This is a genomic window from Xanthomonas sp. WCS2018Noco2-27 (genome assembly GCF_031843525.1).
Taxonomy (GTDB): Bacteria; Pseudomonadota; Gammaproteobacteria; order Xanthomonadales; family Xanthomonadaceae; genus Xanthomonas.
In genome coordinates, this window is sequence record NZ_JAVTIK010000001.1 from 763,657 (window position 1) to 781,787 (window position 18,131).

The following is an 18,131-nucleotide window of genomic DNA, read 5'->3' on the forward strand; positions in this document are numbered from 1 at the left end:
CTTTACCGATAACATCCAATCGCGCCCAGGTGCGCTCCTACAAGGCGTCGGTATCCCGCACTTTGTCGACTGCCTTCTCAATCACCCATGCAGGCGATTGAAGATCTGGATGCCTGCCAGCCACACTCCGGCCATGCTGCCGACGTTGGTCAACAGAAACGTCAGCACCACGCGCGATACGCGATTGCGATACCAGCCGCGCAGGGTCTGCGCATCGTCGCGCAGCGACAGGAAATCGCCATAGGCCGGCTTGCGCATATGCACTTCGACCAGCGCGGCGAAGGCACCGGTTGGTACGCTCAGACGAAACGGCTTGAACGGTGCGACCACTGCAGCGGTCAGGATGCTCAACGGGTGGCTGCCGGCCAATAGACAGCCCAGCGCGGCCAGCCCGCCGGTGTACATCGCCCACTGCAGCAACAGGTCGGCGCCCATGCTCAGGCCGCCGCGCCAGAACCCGATGCCGATCCCGGTAATGATCACTGCCAAAATGCCCAGCGTGATCCAGGGAACGCGCTTGCGCTGCTGCACGTATTCCAGCGACTCGCGCAGCGGGCCGGGCGCATCGGTGTCCTGTTCGAGGTGCCGCGCAAGCCCGGCCAGATGTCCGGCGCCGACCACCGCCAGCACTTCCTGCTGCCCGGCACCGGCTTCTTCGCGCAGGCGCGTGGCCATGTAGCGATCGCGCTCGGCTATCACCGTGTCGTAGAGCTCGGGGCTCTCGCTGGCGAAATCGCCGAAGCTCGCCTCCAGCATGTCGCCTTGCTTGAGCTTTTCGATCTCCTCTTCGCCCACCTCGTCGGCGGCGAACAGGCCGCTGAGCAGACCGCCGGCAAGTTTCATCTTGCCGAAGAATCCCAACCGCCCGGACGCACGCTTGAAGGTCAGCCCGACTTCGCGGTCGATCAGATAGACCGGTAGCCCCTGCGCACGCGCCAGATTCACCGCTTCTTTCAACTCCGCGCCCGGCTCGATGCCCAACTGCTTGGCCAGGCGGCGCTGGTAGGCTGCCAGTGCCAGATTGGCGGCGAACAAGGCCACGCGCCCCTTGCGGATCACCTGCACCAGATCCAGGCGGGCGAGGGCATCGGGGTCGCTGAGCGCCTGCAGCCGCTGCGCGTCCAGTTCTACCGCCACCGCGTCGTAGCGGCCGCTGCCGATCGCACGCTGCACCGCGGCGACGCTGGCTAGCGAGACATGGGCAGTTCCCAGCAAGGTGTAGCGCACGCCATCGCGTTCGACGATGCGGTGCGGCTGGCCGGACAGCGCATCGTCCAGAACGTGGGTGGTCTGCTCAGTCATGGGGTCATTCATCAGAAGGAGGGGCGGTGTTACCGGAGCCGAGTTGGCGCTGCATCTGCACGCCGTCCAACCAGCGACCCTGCTTGCGGCCGATACCGGTGAACACTCCGACCGTGCGAAATCCAAAACGTTCATGCAGCCGCAGCGATGCCTGGTTGCTGGCATCGCCGATCACCGCAATCATTTGCCGATCACCGCGCTGCTCGCAGCGCACGATCAGCTCGCCCAACAGGGCCTTGCCGATCCCGCGGCCCTGCATGTCGGCGGCAAGATAGATTGAATTCTCCACCGTCCAGCGGTAGCCCGCACGTGCGCGATAGGCACTGGCATAGGCATAGCCGGCGACAGCGCCGGCATGTTCTGCAACCAGATACGGGTAGCCGGCATCCACGATCGCGCGCATGCGGGCGTGCATGTCCGCGCTCGACGGCGCGCTGTATTCGTAGGTATTGAACCCGGCGATCTGCTCCGCATAAATCGCGGTGATCGCCGGGATGTCCGTATCGCGGACTGCACGCAGCTCGACGGCCATGCGATCAGTCGATGTAACGCTTGAGCAGGTCGCCGTACGCATCGATGCGACGGTCGCGCAGGAACGGCCAGATGCGCCGCACATGTTCGCTGCGCTGCAGGTCGACATCGCAGATCAGCACGGTCGGCTCCTGGCCGGCTTCGGCGATGAACTCGCCCTGCGGCCCCAGCACATGGCTGTTGCCCCAGAACTGGATGCCGGACGCGTCCAGCGGCGAGGGTTCATGCCCGACGCGGTTGCACGACAGCACCGGCACGCCATTGGCGACCGCATGCCCACGATGGCTAAGTACCCACGCATCGCGCTGACGCTCCTGCTCGGGCTGCTGATCGTCCGGGTCCCAGCCGATCGCGGTGGGGTAGAGCAGCAGTTCCGCACCGGCCAAGGCCATCAAGCGTGCCGCTTCCGGGTACCACTGATCCCAGCACACCAACACGCCAAGCCGGCCCACCGAGGTATCGATCGGCGTAAAGCCCAGATCGCCCGGCGTGAAATAGAACTTCTCGTAGAAGCCCGGATCGTCGGGGATGTGCATCTTGCGGTACTTGCCGAGCAGGCGGCCGTCCTTTTCGAACACCACCGCAGTGTTGTGATACAGGCCGGCGGCGCGGCGCTCGAACAACGAGGCAACCAGCACCACGCCATGTTGCTTGGCCAGCGCACTCAGGCGCTCGGTGCTCGGGCCGGGGATCGGCTCGGCCAGATTGAATTCGTTCACCGACTCGTGCTGACAGAAATACGCGCCGTTATGCAGCTCCTGCAGCAGCACCAACTTGGCGCCCTGTGCGGCAGCCTCGGCCACGCGCGATTCGATGATGGCCAGATTGGCCTCGGCGTCGCCGTGGTTGCGCTCTTGAATCAGCGCGACGGAAAGAAGGTGACGGGACATAGCATCTCATCCTGCAAAGGTGCGCACTAAGGTAGCGCGCCATGGCATAACACCGGCCTGCCGGCCGGAACAAGAAACGACGCGCCACGTACGTAGTCGCGTCGAACGCACTGGTCAGGCGGCGAGCAGGCCGGCCGGCAACTGCATGGTTAGGCAATGCAGGCTGCCGTTCTGCCAGATCAGCGCACGGCAGGGCACCGGCACGATTTCGTGCTGCGGAAACGCTTCGGCCAGCACCGCCTGCGCGGTCGCATCGGCCGGATCGCCATACGCCGGCATCAGCACCGCGCCGTTGACGATCAGGAAGTTGGCATACGACGCAGCCAGGCGACGGCCCTGATCCAGAATCGGCTCGGCCCACGGCAGCACGAACAAACGGTACGGCTGCCCGTCGGCGGTGCGCAGCGCGGCCAGCTCGTTGCCCATCGCCTGCAGTTCGGCGTAATGCGAATCCCCGGGCACATCGCAGCCCTGGTAGACGATCGCGTGCGGGCCGGCAAAGCGCGCCAGCGTATCGATATGCGCGTCGGTGTCGTCGCCTTCGAGGTAGCCATGGTCCAGCCACAGCACGCGATCCTGCGACAGCCATGCAGCAAGATCGCTGCTCAGCGACTCGCGCGTGCGCTGCGGGTGACGTTCGTGCAGGCAGGTCCAGGTGGTCAGCAGTGTGCCGGCACCATCGGTTTCGATCGCACCGCCTTCCAGCGCAAAATCCACCGTCTGCACCGGGGCGGGCACGAAGATCTGCGCCGCATCCAGCGAACTCACCAATTGGTCGTCCAGGCTGGCCTCGAACTTGCCGCCCCACCCGGTGAAGCGGAAATCCATCAGGCGGAAACCGTCATCCTGGCGCAGCGTGATCGGGCCGGAATCGCGCAACCAGGTGTCGTTGTAGGCGGCGATCACAAAGCGCACCCGCGTCATGTCCACGCGCGCCGAACGCAGCCGCGCTTCGGCATAGATCTGCAGATCGTCATCGGCGACGCAGACGACCACCGGCTCGAAGCAGGAGATCGCGGTAATCAGCGCGATGTAGGTCTCTTCCACATCGGCCAGGCGCTCGGCCCAATCGGTGCCGGCATGCGGCCACGCAAGCAACACGGCGGATTGAGGTTCCCATTCGGCGGGAAAACGAAGACGGTCGGTCATGCGAGGCAATACTCATCTTGGTGTCCGGACAGTGGCCCGGACGTTCATCGATACCCCGCACCCGAGTGCAGGCTCTTGCGATCCTGGCGCACGTTGCCGCGCCAGGCTTGATGCAGATTCGCAGCAACGCATGTCCGAGTGCTGACGGACCAGATACAGGGTGCTGCGATGCGTTGGGCCAGACGTGCAGCGACGATGTCTGCACGCGCTGGCCGGAGTGATGTCGCGTCTTACTGGATCGGCGGTTTCGGCCCGATCTCGTTGGCATCGGCCTGATTGGCCACCACGTCGATCACCTTGCTCTTTTCGAAGTACACGGTGAATGCCGGATACACCCAGCGGTGGATGGTCGGCCACTGGCGCTTCTGGCCACCACGCGGGTCGAGCTTCTCCTGCGGCGCACCGTAGCGGCCTTCGACCTGACTCATGCTGTCGCCACGCAAGGGCATGGCGGCGGCGGGTTTTTGCTGCGCACGATCGACCAACAGCGTTTCGGCCGATGCGGCGGCACTGATCCCCATCAGCGCGATTATCAGCACGATCGGCGGCATCACAAACAAACGGTTGCGCATGTCATCTACTCCCCAGTGGACAAGATTTGGATGGTGATTACAGCAAAAAACCAGGACAAACGTTGGCGCGATGCGTGCCACTCGGGCGGTGACGTCGACGCGTGGCAGCAGATGCCTTGCTCAGCACGCCACAGATGGAGCCGCATCAAGCGTCGGCCAAGAAAAAACCGCCCGAAGGCGGCTTTCTCGGGTCTTGCACGCGCCGCGAAGGCTCAGCGCTGACGCGCCTTGAAACGCGGGTTCGACTTGCAGATCACGAAGACCTTGCCGCGGCGGCGGACCACCTTGCAGTCGCGGTGACGGGTCTTCGCAGACTTCAGGGAGGACAGGACTTTCATGGCACACCTCGGCGTAAACGGTTGGATTCGATGGAAGAGTGCGCGCGATCGAGGCTGCACCCGCAATTAAGCCGGCAATTCTAACCGGCTTTTCGTCGTGCTTTCAAGTGGTTGCATCCGAATCGCTGTGAGCGGCGCTACACTAGCGCCTGATGACCTACCGGAAACCTGAATGACCGACCTTTCGCCCGTCCTCACCATCGATGGCCCCTCCGGCGCTGGCAAGGGCACAGTGAGCCGCATCGTGGCTGCCCGGCTGGGCTGGCACTACCTCGATTCGGGCGCACTGTATCGCGCGGTGGGGGTGGCGGCGAGCTGGGCCGATCTGGACGTGTCCGACCCGGCTGCGCTGGTGCGCTGCACCTTCGATACCAAGGTCGAGTTCGACGACGCTGGCGAAGCGGGCTTGCGGGTCCTGGTCAACGGCGTGGATGCGACCGGCGAATTGCGTCTGGAGACCACTGGCGCTCTGGCCTCGGCAATTGCGGCGATTCCCGAGGTGCGCGGTGCCCTCAAGGAACGCCAGCGCGCATTCAGGCGCGCACCCGGCCTGGTCGCCGATGGGCGCGACATGGGCACGGTGATCTTCCCGGATGCCGCATTTAAGGTTTTCCTGACCGCCAGTGCCGAAGAACGTGCGGGCCGTCGTCATAAACAGTTGATGGAAAAGGGTGTTTCGGTTATCTTTGACGACCTGCTGCGCGAGATCATGGCCCGAGATGCCAGGGATGCCCAGCGGGTGGTGGCGCCATTACGGCCGGCCGAAGACGCCGTGCTCATCGATACCAGCGGAATAGGGATCGAGGATGTCGTCCAGCGTGTGGTCGGGATGTTAGCTGTCCACACGTCGTCGTAAGCGTTCCGCAAGCGGGCATGTCCCGCCGACCGTAAGGCGTTCCACAGCTCCGTCGCGCATCCTGCGTGGCGGTTCTACTACTTCTAAACCGACTCGTTTTTGGGGTCGACCAACAGGCTGGGCGGTCCGTATCTGTCGCAACCCGACGATCAACGCCCGTGTGTTCAACTGAGTAAAATCCAAATGACAGAATCTTTTGCTGAACTGTTCGAAGCCAGTCAAGCCAATCTGGCCAAGCTGAAGCCGGGCTCGATCGTCACCGGTACCGTCGTGGAAGTGCGCGGCGACGTGGTGGTGATCAACGCAGGCCTGAAGTCCGAAGGCATCGTGCCGATCGAGCAGTTCCGTAACGACGCTGGCGAGATCGATGTGGGCGTGGGCGACCAGGTCAAGGTTGCGCTGGACTCCATCGAAAACGGCTTCGGCGAGACCGTGTTGTCGCGCGAGAAAGCCAAGCGCGCGATGGTGTGGGACGAGCTGGAAGAAGCGTTGGAAAAGAACGAAACCATCACCGGCCGCATCAGCGGCAAGGTCAAGGGTGGTTTCACCGTGGACATCAAGGATGTTCGCGCGTTCCTGCCTGGTTCGCTGGTGGATGTGCGCCCGGTGCGCGACCCGGCCTACCTGGAAGGCAAGGAGCTTGAGTTCAAGCTGATCAAACTGGATCGCAAGCGCAACAACGTCGTGGTGTCGCGTCGTGCAGTGGTCGAGAGCGAGCATTCGGAAGAGCGCGAGCAGCTGATGGACAAGCTGCAGGAAGGCGCGATCCTGAAGGGTGTCGTCAAGAACCTGACCGATTACGGCGCATTCGTGGACCTGGGCGGTATCGACGGCCTGCTGCACATCACCGACATGGCCTGGAAGCGCGTGCGCCATCCGTCCGAAGTCGTGAACGTCGGCGACGAGCTCGACGTGCGCGTGCTGAAGTTCGATCGCGAGCGTAACCGCGTCAGCCTCGGCCTGAAGCAGCTGGGCGAAGATCCGTGGGACAACATCGCGCGTCGTTACCCGGCCAACAGCCGCGTGTTCGGCAAGGTCTCCAACGTCACCGATTACGGCGCATTTGTCGAAATCGAGCCGGGCGTCGAAGGTCTGGTGCACGTCTCCGAGATGGATTGGACCAACAAGAACGTCAACCCGTCCAAGGTTGTGCAGGTTGGTGACGAAGTCGAAGTGATGGTGCTGGATGTGGACGAGGAGCGTCGCCGCATCTCGTTGGGCATGAAGCAGGTTGCCGCCAATCCGTGGGAAACCTTCGCTGCGACCCACAAGAAGAACGACAAGGTGTCCGGTCAGATCAAGTCGATCACCGACTTCGGCATCTTCATCGGTCTGGACGGCGGCATCGACGGTCTGGTGCACCTGTCCGACATCAGCTGGAACACCACCGGCGAAGATGTCGTGCGCAACTACAAGAAGGGCGACACGCTGGAAGCCGTCGTGCTGGCAGTGGACCCGGAGCGCGAGCGCATCAGCCTGGGCGTCAAGCAGCTGGAGCAGGACCCGTTCGGTCAGTACATGGCGTCCAACCCGAAGGGTACGAAGGTCGAAGGCGTTGTGCGTGAAGTGGATGCCAAGGGCGCCACGATCGACCTCGCCGACGGTATCGAAGGCTACGTCGCTGCACGCGACATCGCCAACGAGCGCGTCGACGATGCGACTCAGCACCTGAAGGTCGGCGACAAGATCGAAGCCAAGTTTGTGGGCATGGACCGTAAGGGCCGCACCCTGCAGCTGTCGATCAAGGCAAAGGACGATGCCGAAATGCGCGAGACGCTGGAGGAATATCAGTCCTCCGCTGCGTCGGGCGGCATGACTCAGCTGGGCGCGCTGCTGCGTGCACAGTTGAACAGCAACAAGTCCGAGTAAGCGCGTAGCGCTCTCGCGAGCGTGATGGATCGGCCCGGGCTTGCCCGGGCCGATTCCGATGTGTCAGTCGAAAAAAGCAAGTTCCCATGACCAAGTCCGAATTGATTGAAATCCTGGCGCGACGCCAAGCGCATCTGAAGTCGGACGACGTGGATCTGGCGGTGAAGTCACTGCTGGAAATGATGGGGCAGGCGCTCTCCGATGGTGATCGGATCGAAATCCGCGGGTTTGGCAGTTTTTCGCTGCATTACCGTCCGCCACGTCTGGGGCGCAATCCCAAGACCGGCGAATCGGTTGCGCTGCCGGGCAAGCATGTTCCGCATTTCAAGCCGGGCAAGGAATTGCGTGAGCGTGTCAGCTCCGTGGTCCCGGTCGATCTGGCCGATTCCGCAGACTGAGGCGGCTCTACCGCTGCGTTTATGTCGGCTCGGTTAAGCTAGGCGCCTTCCCGACGGAGTCGCGCGATGAAGGTGTTTCGCTTGCTGGTGATGCTGGCTTTTTTGTTGGTCGGCCTGATTATCGGTGCGGTCAATTCCCAGGACATCACTCTCGATTTCCTGTTTTCTAGTGTGCACACGAGTTCCGGGGTGGCGATCATCGTCGCGCTGCTGGTCGGTGTGTTGATCGGTGCCGGCATGGTGCTGGTCAGTGTGGTCATTCCTCTCTATTCCAAGCTGCGCCAGGCCAACAAGGCTGTTGCGGTCAGCCGCGCCGACGCCAGGCCCATCCCGCCTGCCGCAGTCGAGCCGCGCCCTCTCGATGGACTCTAAGCACGTATGGACTTCCTGACCGAGTGGTTCTGGTTTTTCCTGTTTTTACCGCTGGCGGCGCTCAGTGGCTGGATCGTCGGCCGCCGTGGTGGGCAGCGTCATGGCGACACTCAGGTCAGCCGACTGTCCAGTACCTACTTTCGTGGTCTGAACTATCTGCTCAACGAGCAGCCGGACAAGGCGATCGAGCTGTTTTTGCATATTGCCGAGCTGGATAAGGAAACCTTCGAGACGCAGGTCGCGCTGGGTCATCTGTTTCGCCGCCGCGGGGAGGTCGATCGCGCCATCCGCCTACATCAGGGCCTGGTGCAGCGCGCCGACCTGACCGATCAACAGCGGGTCCAGGCCTTGCTGGCGCTGGGCGAGGACTACATGAAGTCCGGTCTGCTGGATCGCGCCGAAACGGTCTTTACCGAACTTGCGCAGCTGGATCAACGCGCGCCGCAGGCGCTGCGTCACCTGATCGGCATCTATCAGGCCGAGCGTGATTGGGAAAAGGCGATCGACAACGCCACCCGTTACGAAGAAGTCACCGGCGAGCCGATGGGCAAGCTGATCTCGCAGTTCGAATGCGAGCTGGCCGATCGATACCGCGGACTGGGCAAGGTCGATGAAGCCTTGCAGGCGATCGCGCGTGCGTATCAGGCCGACGGCACGTCGGTCCGCGCCGGCATTCTGGAGGGGCGCATCGAAGCCGAGCGCGGCCATAACGAGGCCGCCGTGCGTGCCTTCGAGCGCGCCGCACGGCACGACCCGGAGTATCTGCCGGAAATCATTCCTGCCCTGATGGCCGCCTATCGGAGCGTCGGCGACATTGCCGGCGCACGTAATTTCCTGTCGGAGATGACCGAGCACTACCGCGGTATCGCACCGGTGCTGGCGCTGACCCAATTGATGGAGGCGCAGGATGGGGTTGCGCCCGCGCTGGCCTATCTCGGTCGTCAGCTCAAGGACCGGCCATCGGTGCGCGGCGAGTCGGCGTTGATCGACCTGACGCTTGCCGAAGGCAGCGACCCGGTTGGCACCTTGAACGATCTCAAGCACATCACCGACCAGCTCTTGGTGCGTAACCCCAGCTACCGTTGCACCCGTTGTGGGTTCGGCGCAAAAACCCACCATTGGCAATGCCCGAGCTGCAAGGAGTGGGGCACCGTCAAGCCGCTGTTGAACTACGCGGTGGTGTAAGGCGTGTTTCTGTCTGTTCGGCACACTGCGTTTAGAGCGACTGCCAAAACGACGACGCAGTCGCCAGGCGGGCGCGGCCGGTGCCCGGAATCAACATGTACCACTCGTGCACTCTGGTTCCTGCGCGCCGTCCACATTCGTCTGCCAGCCGCTTGCGACGTTTTCTTAGCCGCTGTTGGTTTGATCGACTCGCGGGTCGCGCCGTCGCAGCTTGCGTCGGCGTCAATCATGCCCGTGGCAATCCGCTGGCTGGCAGCTGCGCAGATGTCACCTGCACCGCTACGCCGTGTGCTACCCGATGCCTCCGATCTGGGTCGGGTCCGCTTGCAGCTTTGGCCATTTCTTCTGCGCGGTTCTCTTATGCGTGATTCAAAAAAGCGCACGTCATATGCCCGTGGTCCTGAAAGCGGTGATACGCGCTGATGCCTCAGATCTGGCTCTGGTGCGCCTTGCACGTAATCGTTGCGGCACTTGGAACGTGGCTGCTGCGACGGTATGCGTTGCATCGTCGCCTGCTCGATGAACCCGGCGAGCGGCGCAGCCACGTGGTTGCCACACCGCGTGGTGGCGGCATGGCGATCGTTGCCGCGATCTTGCTGGGTTGCGTTGCGGCCAGCCTGCTGTGGCCAGCGGCACGCATGGTGGTCGGCTGGTTTGCGGTCGGGTTGATCCTGGTGGCAGGTGTCGGTTGGTGGGACGACCATCGGCCGTTGTCGGCCAGGCTGCGGTTTGCGATCCATCTGGCCGCATCCGTATCGCTTGGATTGTTGGTCACGTATTGCACGGGCAATGCGTGGGATGGCGTGCTCAGCGCCGTCGCGTCGTTGGTGCTGATCAATGTGTGGAACTTCATGGACGGCATCAACGGACTAGCCGCTAGCCAGGCCGCGCTGGCCGCACTGGCATTTGCGGCGGTGGCTCCGGCAGCCTGGTCGCTGGCTGGTCTGGCGGTAGCGGCAGCATGTCTGGGGTTTCTGCCGTTCAACTTCCCGCGTGCGCGCATCTTCCTCGGCGACGGTGGCAGCGGTGCGCTGGGGTATGTTCTGGCCGCGTTGCTTGCGCTGAACGTCGCAGGCGGGCAGGTCAGCTGGTGGATCGGCTGGTTGCCGCTGACTGCCTTCCTTGTGGACGCCGGCTTCACGCTACTGTCTCGCATGCTCGCCGGGCAGCGCTGGTGGGAGCCGCACGCGCAACACGTGTATCAACGCCTGGCGCGCCGGCTTGGAACGCATGTTCCGGTAACCGCTGTTTATTTCGCTTTCAGCGTCGCTGCCGTCTGCTTGTATGTGTTACTTCGTCATGATGTGTTTGGTCAGCAAGCCTGGGCAGCCGTGGTGTGGGGCCTGGGCGCTAGTGCCAGTTGGTATTTTCTGCGCGATGGACTGCGCAATTCCTGAGTAATGGATTCTTATGATTTCCTGGCGTGACCGTTTGACCAAGGCGCTGCCGCAAGTTGCAGTGGTAGTCCACGACCTTCTGATGGTCTGGGTGTGCTGGCTACTGTTGCATGCGGGTCGTTACTCGATGCTGCGCGAAGCACCGGACCTTCCCCTTTGGGATTGGCGCACCGCCGTGGTCCTGGTGGCACAGGGGCTGGTGTTCTGGAAGATGGGTTTGTACCGCGGGCTTTGGCGCTTTGCATCGGTGCCTGACCTCTGGAACATCTTCAAGTCGAGCTTCCTCGGCTTGGTGGCGATCGTGCTGGCGTTGTCGTACGACCGCCTGGACGGCGTACCGCTCTCGGTACTGGTGGTCTATCCGTTCGCACTGTCGGCACTGCTCGGGACGCCGCGTCTGCTGTATCGCGCCTGGAAGGATTACCAGATCGCGCATTCCGGGGATGCGGCGCAACGCGTGCTGATCCTGGGCGCCGGACGCGCTGCTGAAGGTCTGGTGCGCGATCTTCGCCGCACCGGTACCTTCGTGCCGGTCGGCTTTCTGGACGATGCCAACAACCTGCACGGCGCCAAGATCCAGGGCCTCAACGTGCTGGGTAATCTGGATCAAGCCGCTTCGATTGCCAAGGAAACCGCCGCCAAGCTGCTGGTGATCGCGATTCCCTCGCTCGATGCCTCCGGCATGCAGCGCGTGGTGGCGATCTGCGAGAGCACCGGCCTGCCGTTCCGGATGGTGCCCAAGCTGATCAATGTGCTGGAAGGCCGTTCGCTGCCGGGCGAATTGAAGGAGGTCGCCATCGAGGACCTGCTCAATCGCAAGCCAGTGACGCCGGACTGGCGATTGATTCGCGACTGGCTGACCAACAAGACCGTGATGGTGACCGGTGCCGGCGGTTCGATCGGTTCGGAAGTCTGCCGCCAGTGTGCGCGTCACGGTGCGCGTCGCATCGTGCTGCTGGAAATCGATGAGTTGGCGTTGCTGACCATCGATTCGGATCTGCGTCGCTTGTTCCCGGATATCGAAGTGGTGCGGGTGCTTGGCGATTGCGGCGACCCGGCCGTGGTGGCGCATGCATTGAACACCGCCGCCCCGGATGCGGTGTTCCATGCCGCCGCGTACAAGCAGGTGCCGTTGCTGGAAGAGCAGCTGCGCGAGGCCGTACGCAACAATGTGCTGGCGACCGAGAACGTGGCGCGCGCCTGTCAGCGCGCACGCATCGAAACCTTCGTGTTTATTTCCACCGACAAGGCGGTCGAGCCGGTCAACGTACTCGGCGCAAGCAAGCGCTACGCGGAGATGATCTGCCAGAGTCTTGACGCGCGCGATGCGCCAACGCGCTTCATCACCGTGCGCTTCGGCAACGTGCTGGATTCGGCCGGCAGCGTGGTGCCGTTGTTCCGCGAGCAGATTCGCCAGGGTGGCCCGGTCACGGTGACGCACCCGGACGTGACGCGCTACTTCATGACCATTCCCGAGGCGTGCCAATTGGTGATCCAGGCAGCTGCCTCGGCGTCGCATGGCGCGATCTATACGCTGGACATGGGCGAACCGGTGCCGATCCGTCTGCTTGCCGAGCAGATGATCCGTCTTGCCGGCAAGCAGCCGGGCAAGGATGTGGCGATTCTCTACACCGGATTGCGTCCTGGCGAAAAGCTGCATGAAACGCTGTTCTATTCCGACGAAGACTATCGCCCGACCGCGCATCCCAAAATTCTGGAAGCCGGCGTGCGCGAGTTCTCGCACGAGCAGGTGTTGCAGCTGGTGACGCGTTTGCGCGAGGCGGTTAATCGCTATGACATCAAGGCAATGGAGACTGTGCTGGGCAGCCTGATGCCGGATTTTGCGGCTGCTCGACGGAAAGTCGACGCGCGATCTGATACGGTCGTTCCATTCCCCGCACGTGAGGTCAGAAGACTGTAATGAGCCAGCGTATTCGCAAGGCCGTATTCCCCGTCGCAGGTCTTGGGACCCGCTTTCTTCCGGCCACCAAGACGGTGCCGAAGGAAATGCTGCCAATCATCGACAAACCATTGATCCAGTACGCTGTCGACGAGGCCATCCAGGCCGGCTGCGATACGTTGATCTTCGTCACCAATCGGTACAAGCATTCGATTGCCGACTACTTCGACAAGGCCTACGAGCTAGAGCAGAAGCTCGAGCGTGCAGGCAAGCTGGAGCAGCTGGAACTGGTGCGTCATGCGTTGCCGGAAGGTGTTCGCGCCATTTTTGTGACGCAGGCCGAGGCGCTGGGTTTGGGCCACGCGGTGTTGTGTGCGAAGGCAGTGGTCGGCGATGAGCCGTTCGCCGTGTTGCTGGCAGACGATCTGATGTGGAACCGCGGCGATGCCGCGCTGACCCAGATGGCCGATGTGGCCGAAGCATCTGGCGGCAGCGTCATCGCCGTGGAAGATGTGCCGCACGACAAGACCGCCAGCTACGGCATTGTCTCCACCGATACATTCGACGGCCGCAAGGGCCGCATCAATGCGATCGTCGAAAAGCCCAAGCCGGAAGTGGCGCCGAGCAATCTGGCCGTGGTCGGCCGTTATGTGCTCAGCCCGAAGATTTTTGAGTTGCTGGAAGCGACCGGTGCAGGCGCCGGCGGCGAGATCCAGCTGACCGATGCGATTGCCGAGCTGTTGAAGAAAGAGCAGGTCGATGCATTCCGTTTCGAGGGCCGTCGTTTCGATTGCGGCGCGCACATCGGCTTGATCGAAGCGACCGTGCACTTTGCGCTCCAGCACGAGAAGCACGGTGAACCGGCGAAGGAAATTCTGCGTAACGCATTGGCCCAGGCCGACGCGCGCGACTGATCGCTTAGCCACTGTTTCATCGCAAACGACGCCATCCGGCGTCGTTTGTCGTTTTGGCGTCTCGATCAAAGTGCGAGGGTTCGGTGGAAACGATGGCGCCTAAGCTGGTCGGCGCAACAAGCAAGCAGATGCAAGGCGTCGCTGCGCGCGTGTCGTTAGAATCCGGGTATGAGCCAGCCTGCGCATTCCAGTGAACTGATCAACGTGGTGGCTCTGCTGGGCGCTGCGGTGGTTGCGATCCCATTGTTTCGACGGTTGGGCCTAGGCTCGGTGCTCGGCTACCTGGCAGCAGGGCTGGCGATCGGGCCATTCGGACTGGGCCTGTTCGACGACCCGCAGGCAATCCTGCATGTCGCCGAATTGGGCGTGGTGATGTTCCTGTTCGTGATCGGCCTGGAGATGCGGCCTTCGCATCTGTGGAGCCTGCGCAAGGAAATCTTTGGCCTGGGCACCGTGCAGATCTGCGTGTGCGCACTAGTGCTGACCGGGATCGGCATATTGCTGGGCTTTGCGCCACCGGTGGCCTTCGTGGCCGCGTCCGGTTTCGTGCTGACCTCGACCGCGGTGGTGATGCAATTGCTGGCCGAGCGTGGCGATGTGGCCTTGCCCTCGGGGCAGAAGATCGTCGCGATCCTGTTGTTCGAGGATCTGCTGATCGTCCCGTTGCTGGCGATCGTGGCCTGGATGGGTTCCAGTGGCGATCCGCAGGCCGCGTCGCAGCGCTGGCATGACGTCGGGATCGGCCTGGCCTGCATCGTCGGCCTGCTGGTGGCCGGGCGCTGGTTGCTCAATCCTCTTTTCCGGATTCTTGCCGCGTCCAAGGCGCGCGAAGTGATGACGGCGGCAGCGCTGTTGGTGGTGTTGGGCGCAGCACTGCTGATGCAGGTGGGCGGGCTATCGATGGCGATGGGGGCGTTCCTGGCCGGGGTGCTGTTGTCCGAATCCACCTTCCGGCATCAGATCGAAGCCGATATCGAGCCGTTCCGCGGCATCTTGCTGGGCTTGTTCTTCCTGGGCGTGGGCATGAGCCTGGACCTGCGCGTGGTTGCGGCCGACTGGCGGCTTATCCTTGTCGGCGTGTTGGCGCTGATGGTGGGCAAAGCGGTGTGTATCTATGCGGTGGCGCGGCTGATGCGCAGCGATCATCGTCAGGCACTGGACCGCGGTGTGCTGATGGCGCAGGGCGGCGAATTCGCCTTCGTGCTGTTTGCGGCGGCCGCGGCATCGGGCGTGATCGATGCGCAGGTCAATGCCACCCTCACCGCCATCGTGGTGCTGTCGATGGCGCTGACGCCGTTGTTCGTGCTGGTGCAGCGACGATTGACCCCGCCGGCAGCTGTATCGCTGGACGGTGTTGAAGCCGCCAACGGTCAGACCGGCAGCGTGCTGGTGATCGGCTTCGGACGCTTCGGTCAGGTGGCCAGCCAATCGCTGCTGGCGCGCGACGTGGACGTGACCATCATCGATAACGACATCGAGATGATCCAGAGCGCGGAAGAGTTCGGTTTCAAGATCTATTACGGCGACGGGACCCGGCTGGACGTGTTGCATGCTTCCGGTGCGCATACTGCGCAGGCGATCGCGGTGTGCATCGATAATCGCGAGGCAGCCAACCGCATCGTCGAGCTGGCGACGCGTGAGTTCCCGCATGCGCGCCTGCTGGTGCGCTCGTTCGATCGCGAGCATTCGCTGCAGCTGATCGCCGCCGGTGTGGATTACCAGATTCGCGAAACCTTCGAGTCGGCAGTGATCTTCGGCCAGATGGCGCTGGTCGAGCTGGGTGTGGACGAGGATGAGGCCGGCATGATTGGCCGCGAGATCCGCCGCCGCGATGCGGAGCGGCTGGAGCTGGAAATCACTGCGGGGAATGTGCGTGCCGGGGCGGGGTTGATGTTCGGCAACATCACGCCGACGGTGCCCAAGCCCACGCCGTTTACACCGCCGCGACGGGAGAGCCGGTCGCTCAACCGTACTGCGTTGGCGCAAGCCGGTGAAGAGGCTGCGGCAGAGGCCAAGAACGGCTGACAACACGCCATGATCGTCAGTTGGGCGAGGGGGCTGCGCAAGAACCCAATGTGCGGGTGCGTGCACCTGGCGGCGGTGCAGTCTTTTGGTGCCTGTTGCCGTCAGCTGGCTGGTCAGGGCGCGTCGTCGAGCGCGCGATGCCCTCACCGCTTGCGGGACACGCTGTGAATCCATCCATGGACGCTCCGTGGCGGCATCCATGCCGCCACAGGGTCCGCAAGCGGCGAGGGCACCGCGCCAGAACGTTGGTCGGTGAGCAGGTAAACAGCTGGCCTTACTGCACTTCCACTTGGCGATAAAAGGCCAGCAACTGAACGGCGGAGCTCGTGCATTGCTTGCAACCGTGCACACCGACCATCTCGACTGGTCCTTGTCTGCCTGCCGGCGCGGGACCTTATGCGGCCTGGATGCCGCATAGCCAGAACGTTGGTCGGTGGCCAGGTAAACAGCTGGCCGTACTGCACTTCACTTTCGTTGCGAAGTCGCTCGGTATTGCGACGCCGCGGTTTGCGTGGCGGACGCGGTGGCCTTCGCGCGCGTAGCGGATCGCCAGCGCCAGGTTCTACGCCATCGGCTTGCGCCCGAAGCGCTCATGCAGCGCGAACCAGCCATCCACTGCGCCCGGTACCGACACCGGCAGCGGCCCGGTCGGCGGAATGTCTTTCAGCCCGCGCCGCTGATAAAAGGTCAGCAACTAAACGGCGGGACTGGTGCCTTGCTTGCAACCATGCACACCGACCATCTCGACTGGCCCTTGTTCGCCTGGCGGCGCGGGACCTTATGCAGCATGGATGCCGCATAAGAGCTTCCATGGACGGATTCACGGCGTGTCCCGCGGCGGTAGGCGGGCAAGAGCCCTGCAGCCAGAGCGCAGATCATGTGCTCTGCATTAGATCTATCCACTGCGTTCAACCCTCCCAAGCACCCAAACTTCTCGAGTCTTGAGGCCATCAACAAGACATCGCTAGCAATAAGCACCTAGGTGGAAGCGATGCACGCAACACCAGCGTGGACTCCTGCCACAGCCGCGCACCACATCGAGGAGCAGCGATTGCCCGCCGAATGGCCACGCAGGTGTCAGCTAGGCAAAGTGGACGCACAGCAATCGCAACAGCCGCGCGTCCTGACCAACGATCAGCCATGTTTGCGCTGGGCCACAGCGAATGCTTCGAGTTGTTCGGGAGTCGCGTCTTTCTGATGTTGCTGCTTCCACTGCGCGAACGGCATGCCGTAGACCGCTTCGCGTGCCTGGTCCTTGCTCATCGGCTGCCCCTGCGCCTCGGCCGCTTCGCGGTACCAGTCGCCCAGACAGTTGCGGCAGAAGCCGGCCAGGATCATCAGGTCGATGTTCTGCACATCGGTGCGCTCCTGATTGAGATGCTGCAGCAGGCGGCGGAATGCGGCCGCTTCGATGGCGGTGGTGGTCGAATCGGTGGGCGGGGTGGTGTCGGTCATGACGGAATCGGGGACAATAGACGGCCTTCGACTCTACACCTGACGCCCCATGACCGCTTCCGCGCCAGCTGCCTCCGCTCCGGCCCGCCTTCTCGATGGTCGCCGCATTGCCGAGGACCTGCTCGACGGGCTGAAGTTGCGCGTGGATGCGCGCGTGGCTGCGGGCAAGGCGCGGCCCGGGTTGGCGGTGGTGCTGGTCGGTGGCGACCCGGCATCCTCGGTGTATGTGCGCAACAAGCGACGCGCGGCGGAAAAAGTGGGCATCGAAGCGTTCGATTACGACCTGCCGCACGGCACCAGCGAGGCCGAGTTGGCGGCGTTGATCGATGAGCTCAACACCGATCCCAAGATCCACGGCATCCTGATCCAGCTGCCGCTGCCGGGGATTCCCGATGCCAACCGGCTGATCCAGCGCATCGATCCGCGCAAGGATGTGGATGGCTTCCATCCGCAAAATGTGGGGCATCTGGCACTGCGCGAATTCGGCCTGCGCCCGTGCACGCCGCGCGGCATCGTGACCTTGCTCGGGCATACCGATCAACCGGTGCGCGGGCGCAACGCCACGATTGTGGGTGTGAGCAATCACGTCGGCCGGCCGATGGGGTTGGAACTGTTGATCGCCGGTTGCACGGTCACCAGCTGCCACAAGTTCACCCCCGCCGATGTGCTGGAGGCCAGCGTGCGCAATGCCGACATCCTGGTGGTGGCGGTGGGCCGCCCCGGGCTGATTCCCGGCGAATGGGTCAAGCCAGGCGCAGTGGTGATCGATGTGGGCATCAACCGGCTGGAAGACGGGCGCCTGGTGGGCGATGTCGGCTTCGACGCGGCCGTACAGCGGGCAGCCTGGATCACGCCGGTGCCGGGCGGGGTGGGGCCGATGACCGTGGCCACGCTGATGCAGAACACCCTGGAAGCGGCAGATGCCGCTGGTTGAGCGATCGGTGTAACGCAGCATTGCGGCTGCGTGGTGTCTTCGTG

Annotated in this window: 17 protein-coding genes, 1 other RNA gene and 1 pseudogene; 11 read left to right on the plus strand and 8 right to left on the minus strand. The window is 63.2% G+C overall.

The annotated features are described in order from the left end of the window. Nucleotides 1-81 precede the first annotated feature (81 nt). The 6 genes from RQH86_RS03290 to ykgO form a co-directional block, all read right to left on the minus strand. On the minus strand, nt 82-1,302 hold the full coding sequence (locus tag RQH86_RS03290) for a TraB/GumN family protein (RefSeq protein ID WP_311238195.1): 1,221 nt from the start codon (nt 1,300-1,302) through the stop codon (nt 82-84). A 4-nt stretch (nt 1,303-1,306) separates the two neighbouring features. Beyond that, entirely contained in the window at nt 1,307-1,834 is a 528-nt protein-coding gene (locus RQH86_RS03295) for an N-acetyltransferase family protein (RefSeq protein ID WP_311238196.1), read from the minus strand. A 4-nt stretch (nt 1,835-1,838) separates the two neighbouring features. Next, nucleotides 1,839-2,723 carry a carbon-nitrogen hydrolase gene (locus tag RQH86_RS03300; protein ID WP_311238197.1) on the minus strand — a complete coding sequence of 295 codons (885 nt, stop codon included), beginning with the start codon at nt 2,721-2,723 and terminating at the stop codon, nt 1,839-1,841. A 114-nt stretch (nt 2,724-2,837) separates the two neighbouring features. Continuing rightward, nucleotides 2,838-3,872 (minus strand): agmatine deiminase family protein, encoded by a 1,035-nt coding sequence (locus RQH86_RS03305; RefSeq protein WP_311238198.1) that lies wholly within the window; start codon nt 3,870-3,872, stop codon nt 2,838-2,840. A 230-nt stretch (nt 3,873-4,102) separates the two neighbouring features. Continuing rightward, nucleotides 4,103-4,444, minus strand: a complete 342-nt coding sequence (locus tag RQH86_RS03310; RefSeq protein WP_311238199.1) for a hypothetical protein — start codon at nt 4,442-4,444, stop codon at nt 4,103-4,105. A 212-nt stretch (nt 4,445-4,656) separates the two neighbouring features. Next, nucleotides 4,657-4,782 carry a type B 50S ribosomal protein L36 gene (gene ykgO / locus RQH86_RS03315; RefSeq protein WP_005913193.1) on the minus strand — a complete coding sequence of 42 codons (126 nt, stop codon included), beginning with the start codon at nt 4,780-4,782 and terminating at the stop codon, nt 4,657-4,659. Between the two features lie 172 nt (nt 4,783-4,954). On the opposite strand from ykgO, the gene cmk reads away from it, so the two are divergent. The 10 genes from cmk to RQH86_RS03365 all read left to right on the plus strand — a co-directional run bounded on the left by cmk (nt 4,955) and on the right by RQH86_RS03365 (nt 15,698). Beyond that, the gene (gene cmk / locus RQH86_RS03320; RefSeq protein ID WP_115513122.1) at nt 4,955-5,638 is read left to right on the plus strand and encodes a (d)CMP kinase; all 684 of its coding nucleotides are present in this window, start codon (nt 4,955-4,957) and stop codon (nt 5,636-5,638) included. A 183-nt stretch (nt 5,639-5,821) separates the two neighbouring features. Next, a complete protein-coding gene (rpsA, locus tag RQH86_RS03325) occupies nt 5,822-7,507 on the plus strand; it encodes a 30S ribosomal protein S1 (RefSeq protein WP_055852209.1) in 1,686 nt (561 codons plus the stop codon). 86 nt (nt 7,508-7,593) lie between these two features. Continuing rightward, nucleotides 7,594-7,905: an integration host factor subunit beta gene (locus RQH86_RS03330; RefSeq protein WP_055852212.1), complete on the plus strand. Its 312-nt coding sequence runs from the start codon at nt 7,594-7,596 to the stop codon at nt 7,903-7,905. Between the two features lie 66 nt (nt 7,906-7,971). Then, a complete protein-coding gene (locus tag RQH86_RS03335; RefSeq protein WP_311238200.1) occupies nt 7,972-8,277 on the plus strand; it encodes a LapA family protein in 306 nt (101 codons plus the stop codon). 6 nt (nt 8,278-8,283) lie between these two features. Then, entirely contained in the window at nt 8,284-9,462 is a 1,179-nt protein-coding gene (lapB, locus tag RQH86_RS03340) for a lipopolysaccharide assembly protein LapB (protein WP_055852219.1), read from the plus strand. A gap of 95 nt (nt 9,463-9,557) precedes the next feature. Then, nucleotides 9,558-9,633, plus strand: a non-coding RNA gene (locus RQH86_RS03345) — sX9 sRNA. A 251-nt stretch (nt 9,634-9,884) separates the two neighbouring features. Further along, nucleotides 9,885-10,859 (plus strand): glycosyltransferase family 4 protein, encoded by a 975-nt coding sequence (locus RQH86_RS03350; RefSeq protein ID WP_311238201.1) that lies wholly within the window; start codon nt 9,885-9,887, stop codon nt 10,857-10,859. Nucleotides 10,860-10,872: 13 nt separating this feature from the next. Further along, complete coding sequence (locus RQH86_RS03355; protein WP_161963058.1) at nt 10,873-12,780, plus strand: nucleoside-diphosphate sugar epimerase/dehydratase; 1,908 nt, start codon at nt 10,873-10,875, stop codon at nt 12,778-12,780. Then, entirely contained in the window at nt 12,780-13,673 is an 894-nt protein-coding gene (gene galU, locus RQH86_RS03360) for a UTP--glucose-1-phosphate uridylyltransferase GalU (RefSeq protein WP_115527879.1), read from the plus strand. The genes RQH86_RS03355 and galU overlap by 1 nt, the downstream gene beginning before the upstream one ends. Nucleotides 13,674-13,841: 168 nt before the next feature. Beyond that, entirely contained in the window at nt 13,842-15,698 is a 1,857-nt protein-coding gene (locus RQH86_RS03365; protein ID WP_311238203.1) for a monovalent cation:proton antiporter-2 (CPA2) family protein, read from the plus strand. A 565-nt stretch (nt 15,699-16,263) separates the two neighbouring features. Here the strand turns inward: RQH86_RS03365 and RQH86_RS03370 are convergent. Both RQH86_RS03370 and RQH86_RS03375 read right to left on the minus strand, forming a co-directional pair. Further along, nucleotides 16,264-16,380 (minus strand): annotated as a pseudogene (locus tag RQH86_RS03370) (gamma-glutamyltransferase); the annotation flags it as partial. 452 nt (nt 16,381-16,832) lie between these two features. Next, nucleotides 16,833-17,153 carry a DUF1244 domain-containing protein gene (locus RQH86_RS03375; RefSeq protein ID WP_115553879.1) on the minus strand — a complete coding sequence of 107 codons (321 nt, stop codon included), beginning with the start codon at nt 17,151-17,153 and terminating at the stop codon, nt 16,833-16,835. Nucleotides 17,154-17,202: 49 nt separating this feature from the next. Between RQH86_RS03375 and folD the strand changes: the two genes are divergently transcribed. Continuing rightward, a complete protein-coding gene (folD, locus tag RQH86_RS03380) occupies nt 17,203-18,087 on the plus strand; it encodes a bifunctional methylenetetrahydrofolate dehydrogenase/methenyltetrahydrofolate cyclohydrolase FolD (protein ID WP_055852245.1) in 885 nt (294 codons plus the stop codon). Nucleotides 18,088-18,131: the final 44 nt, after the last annotated feature.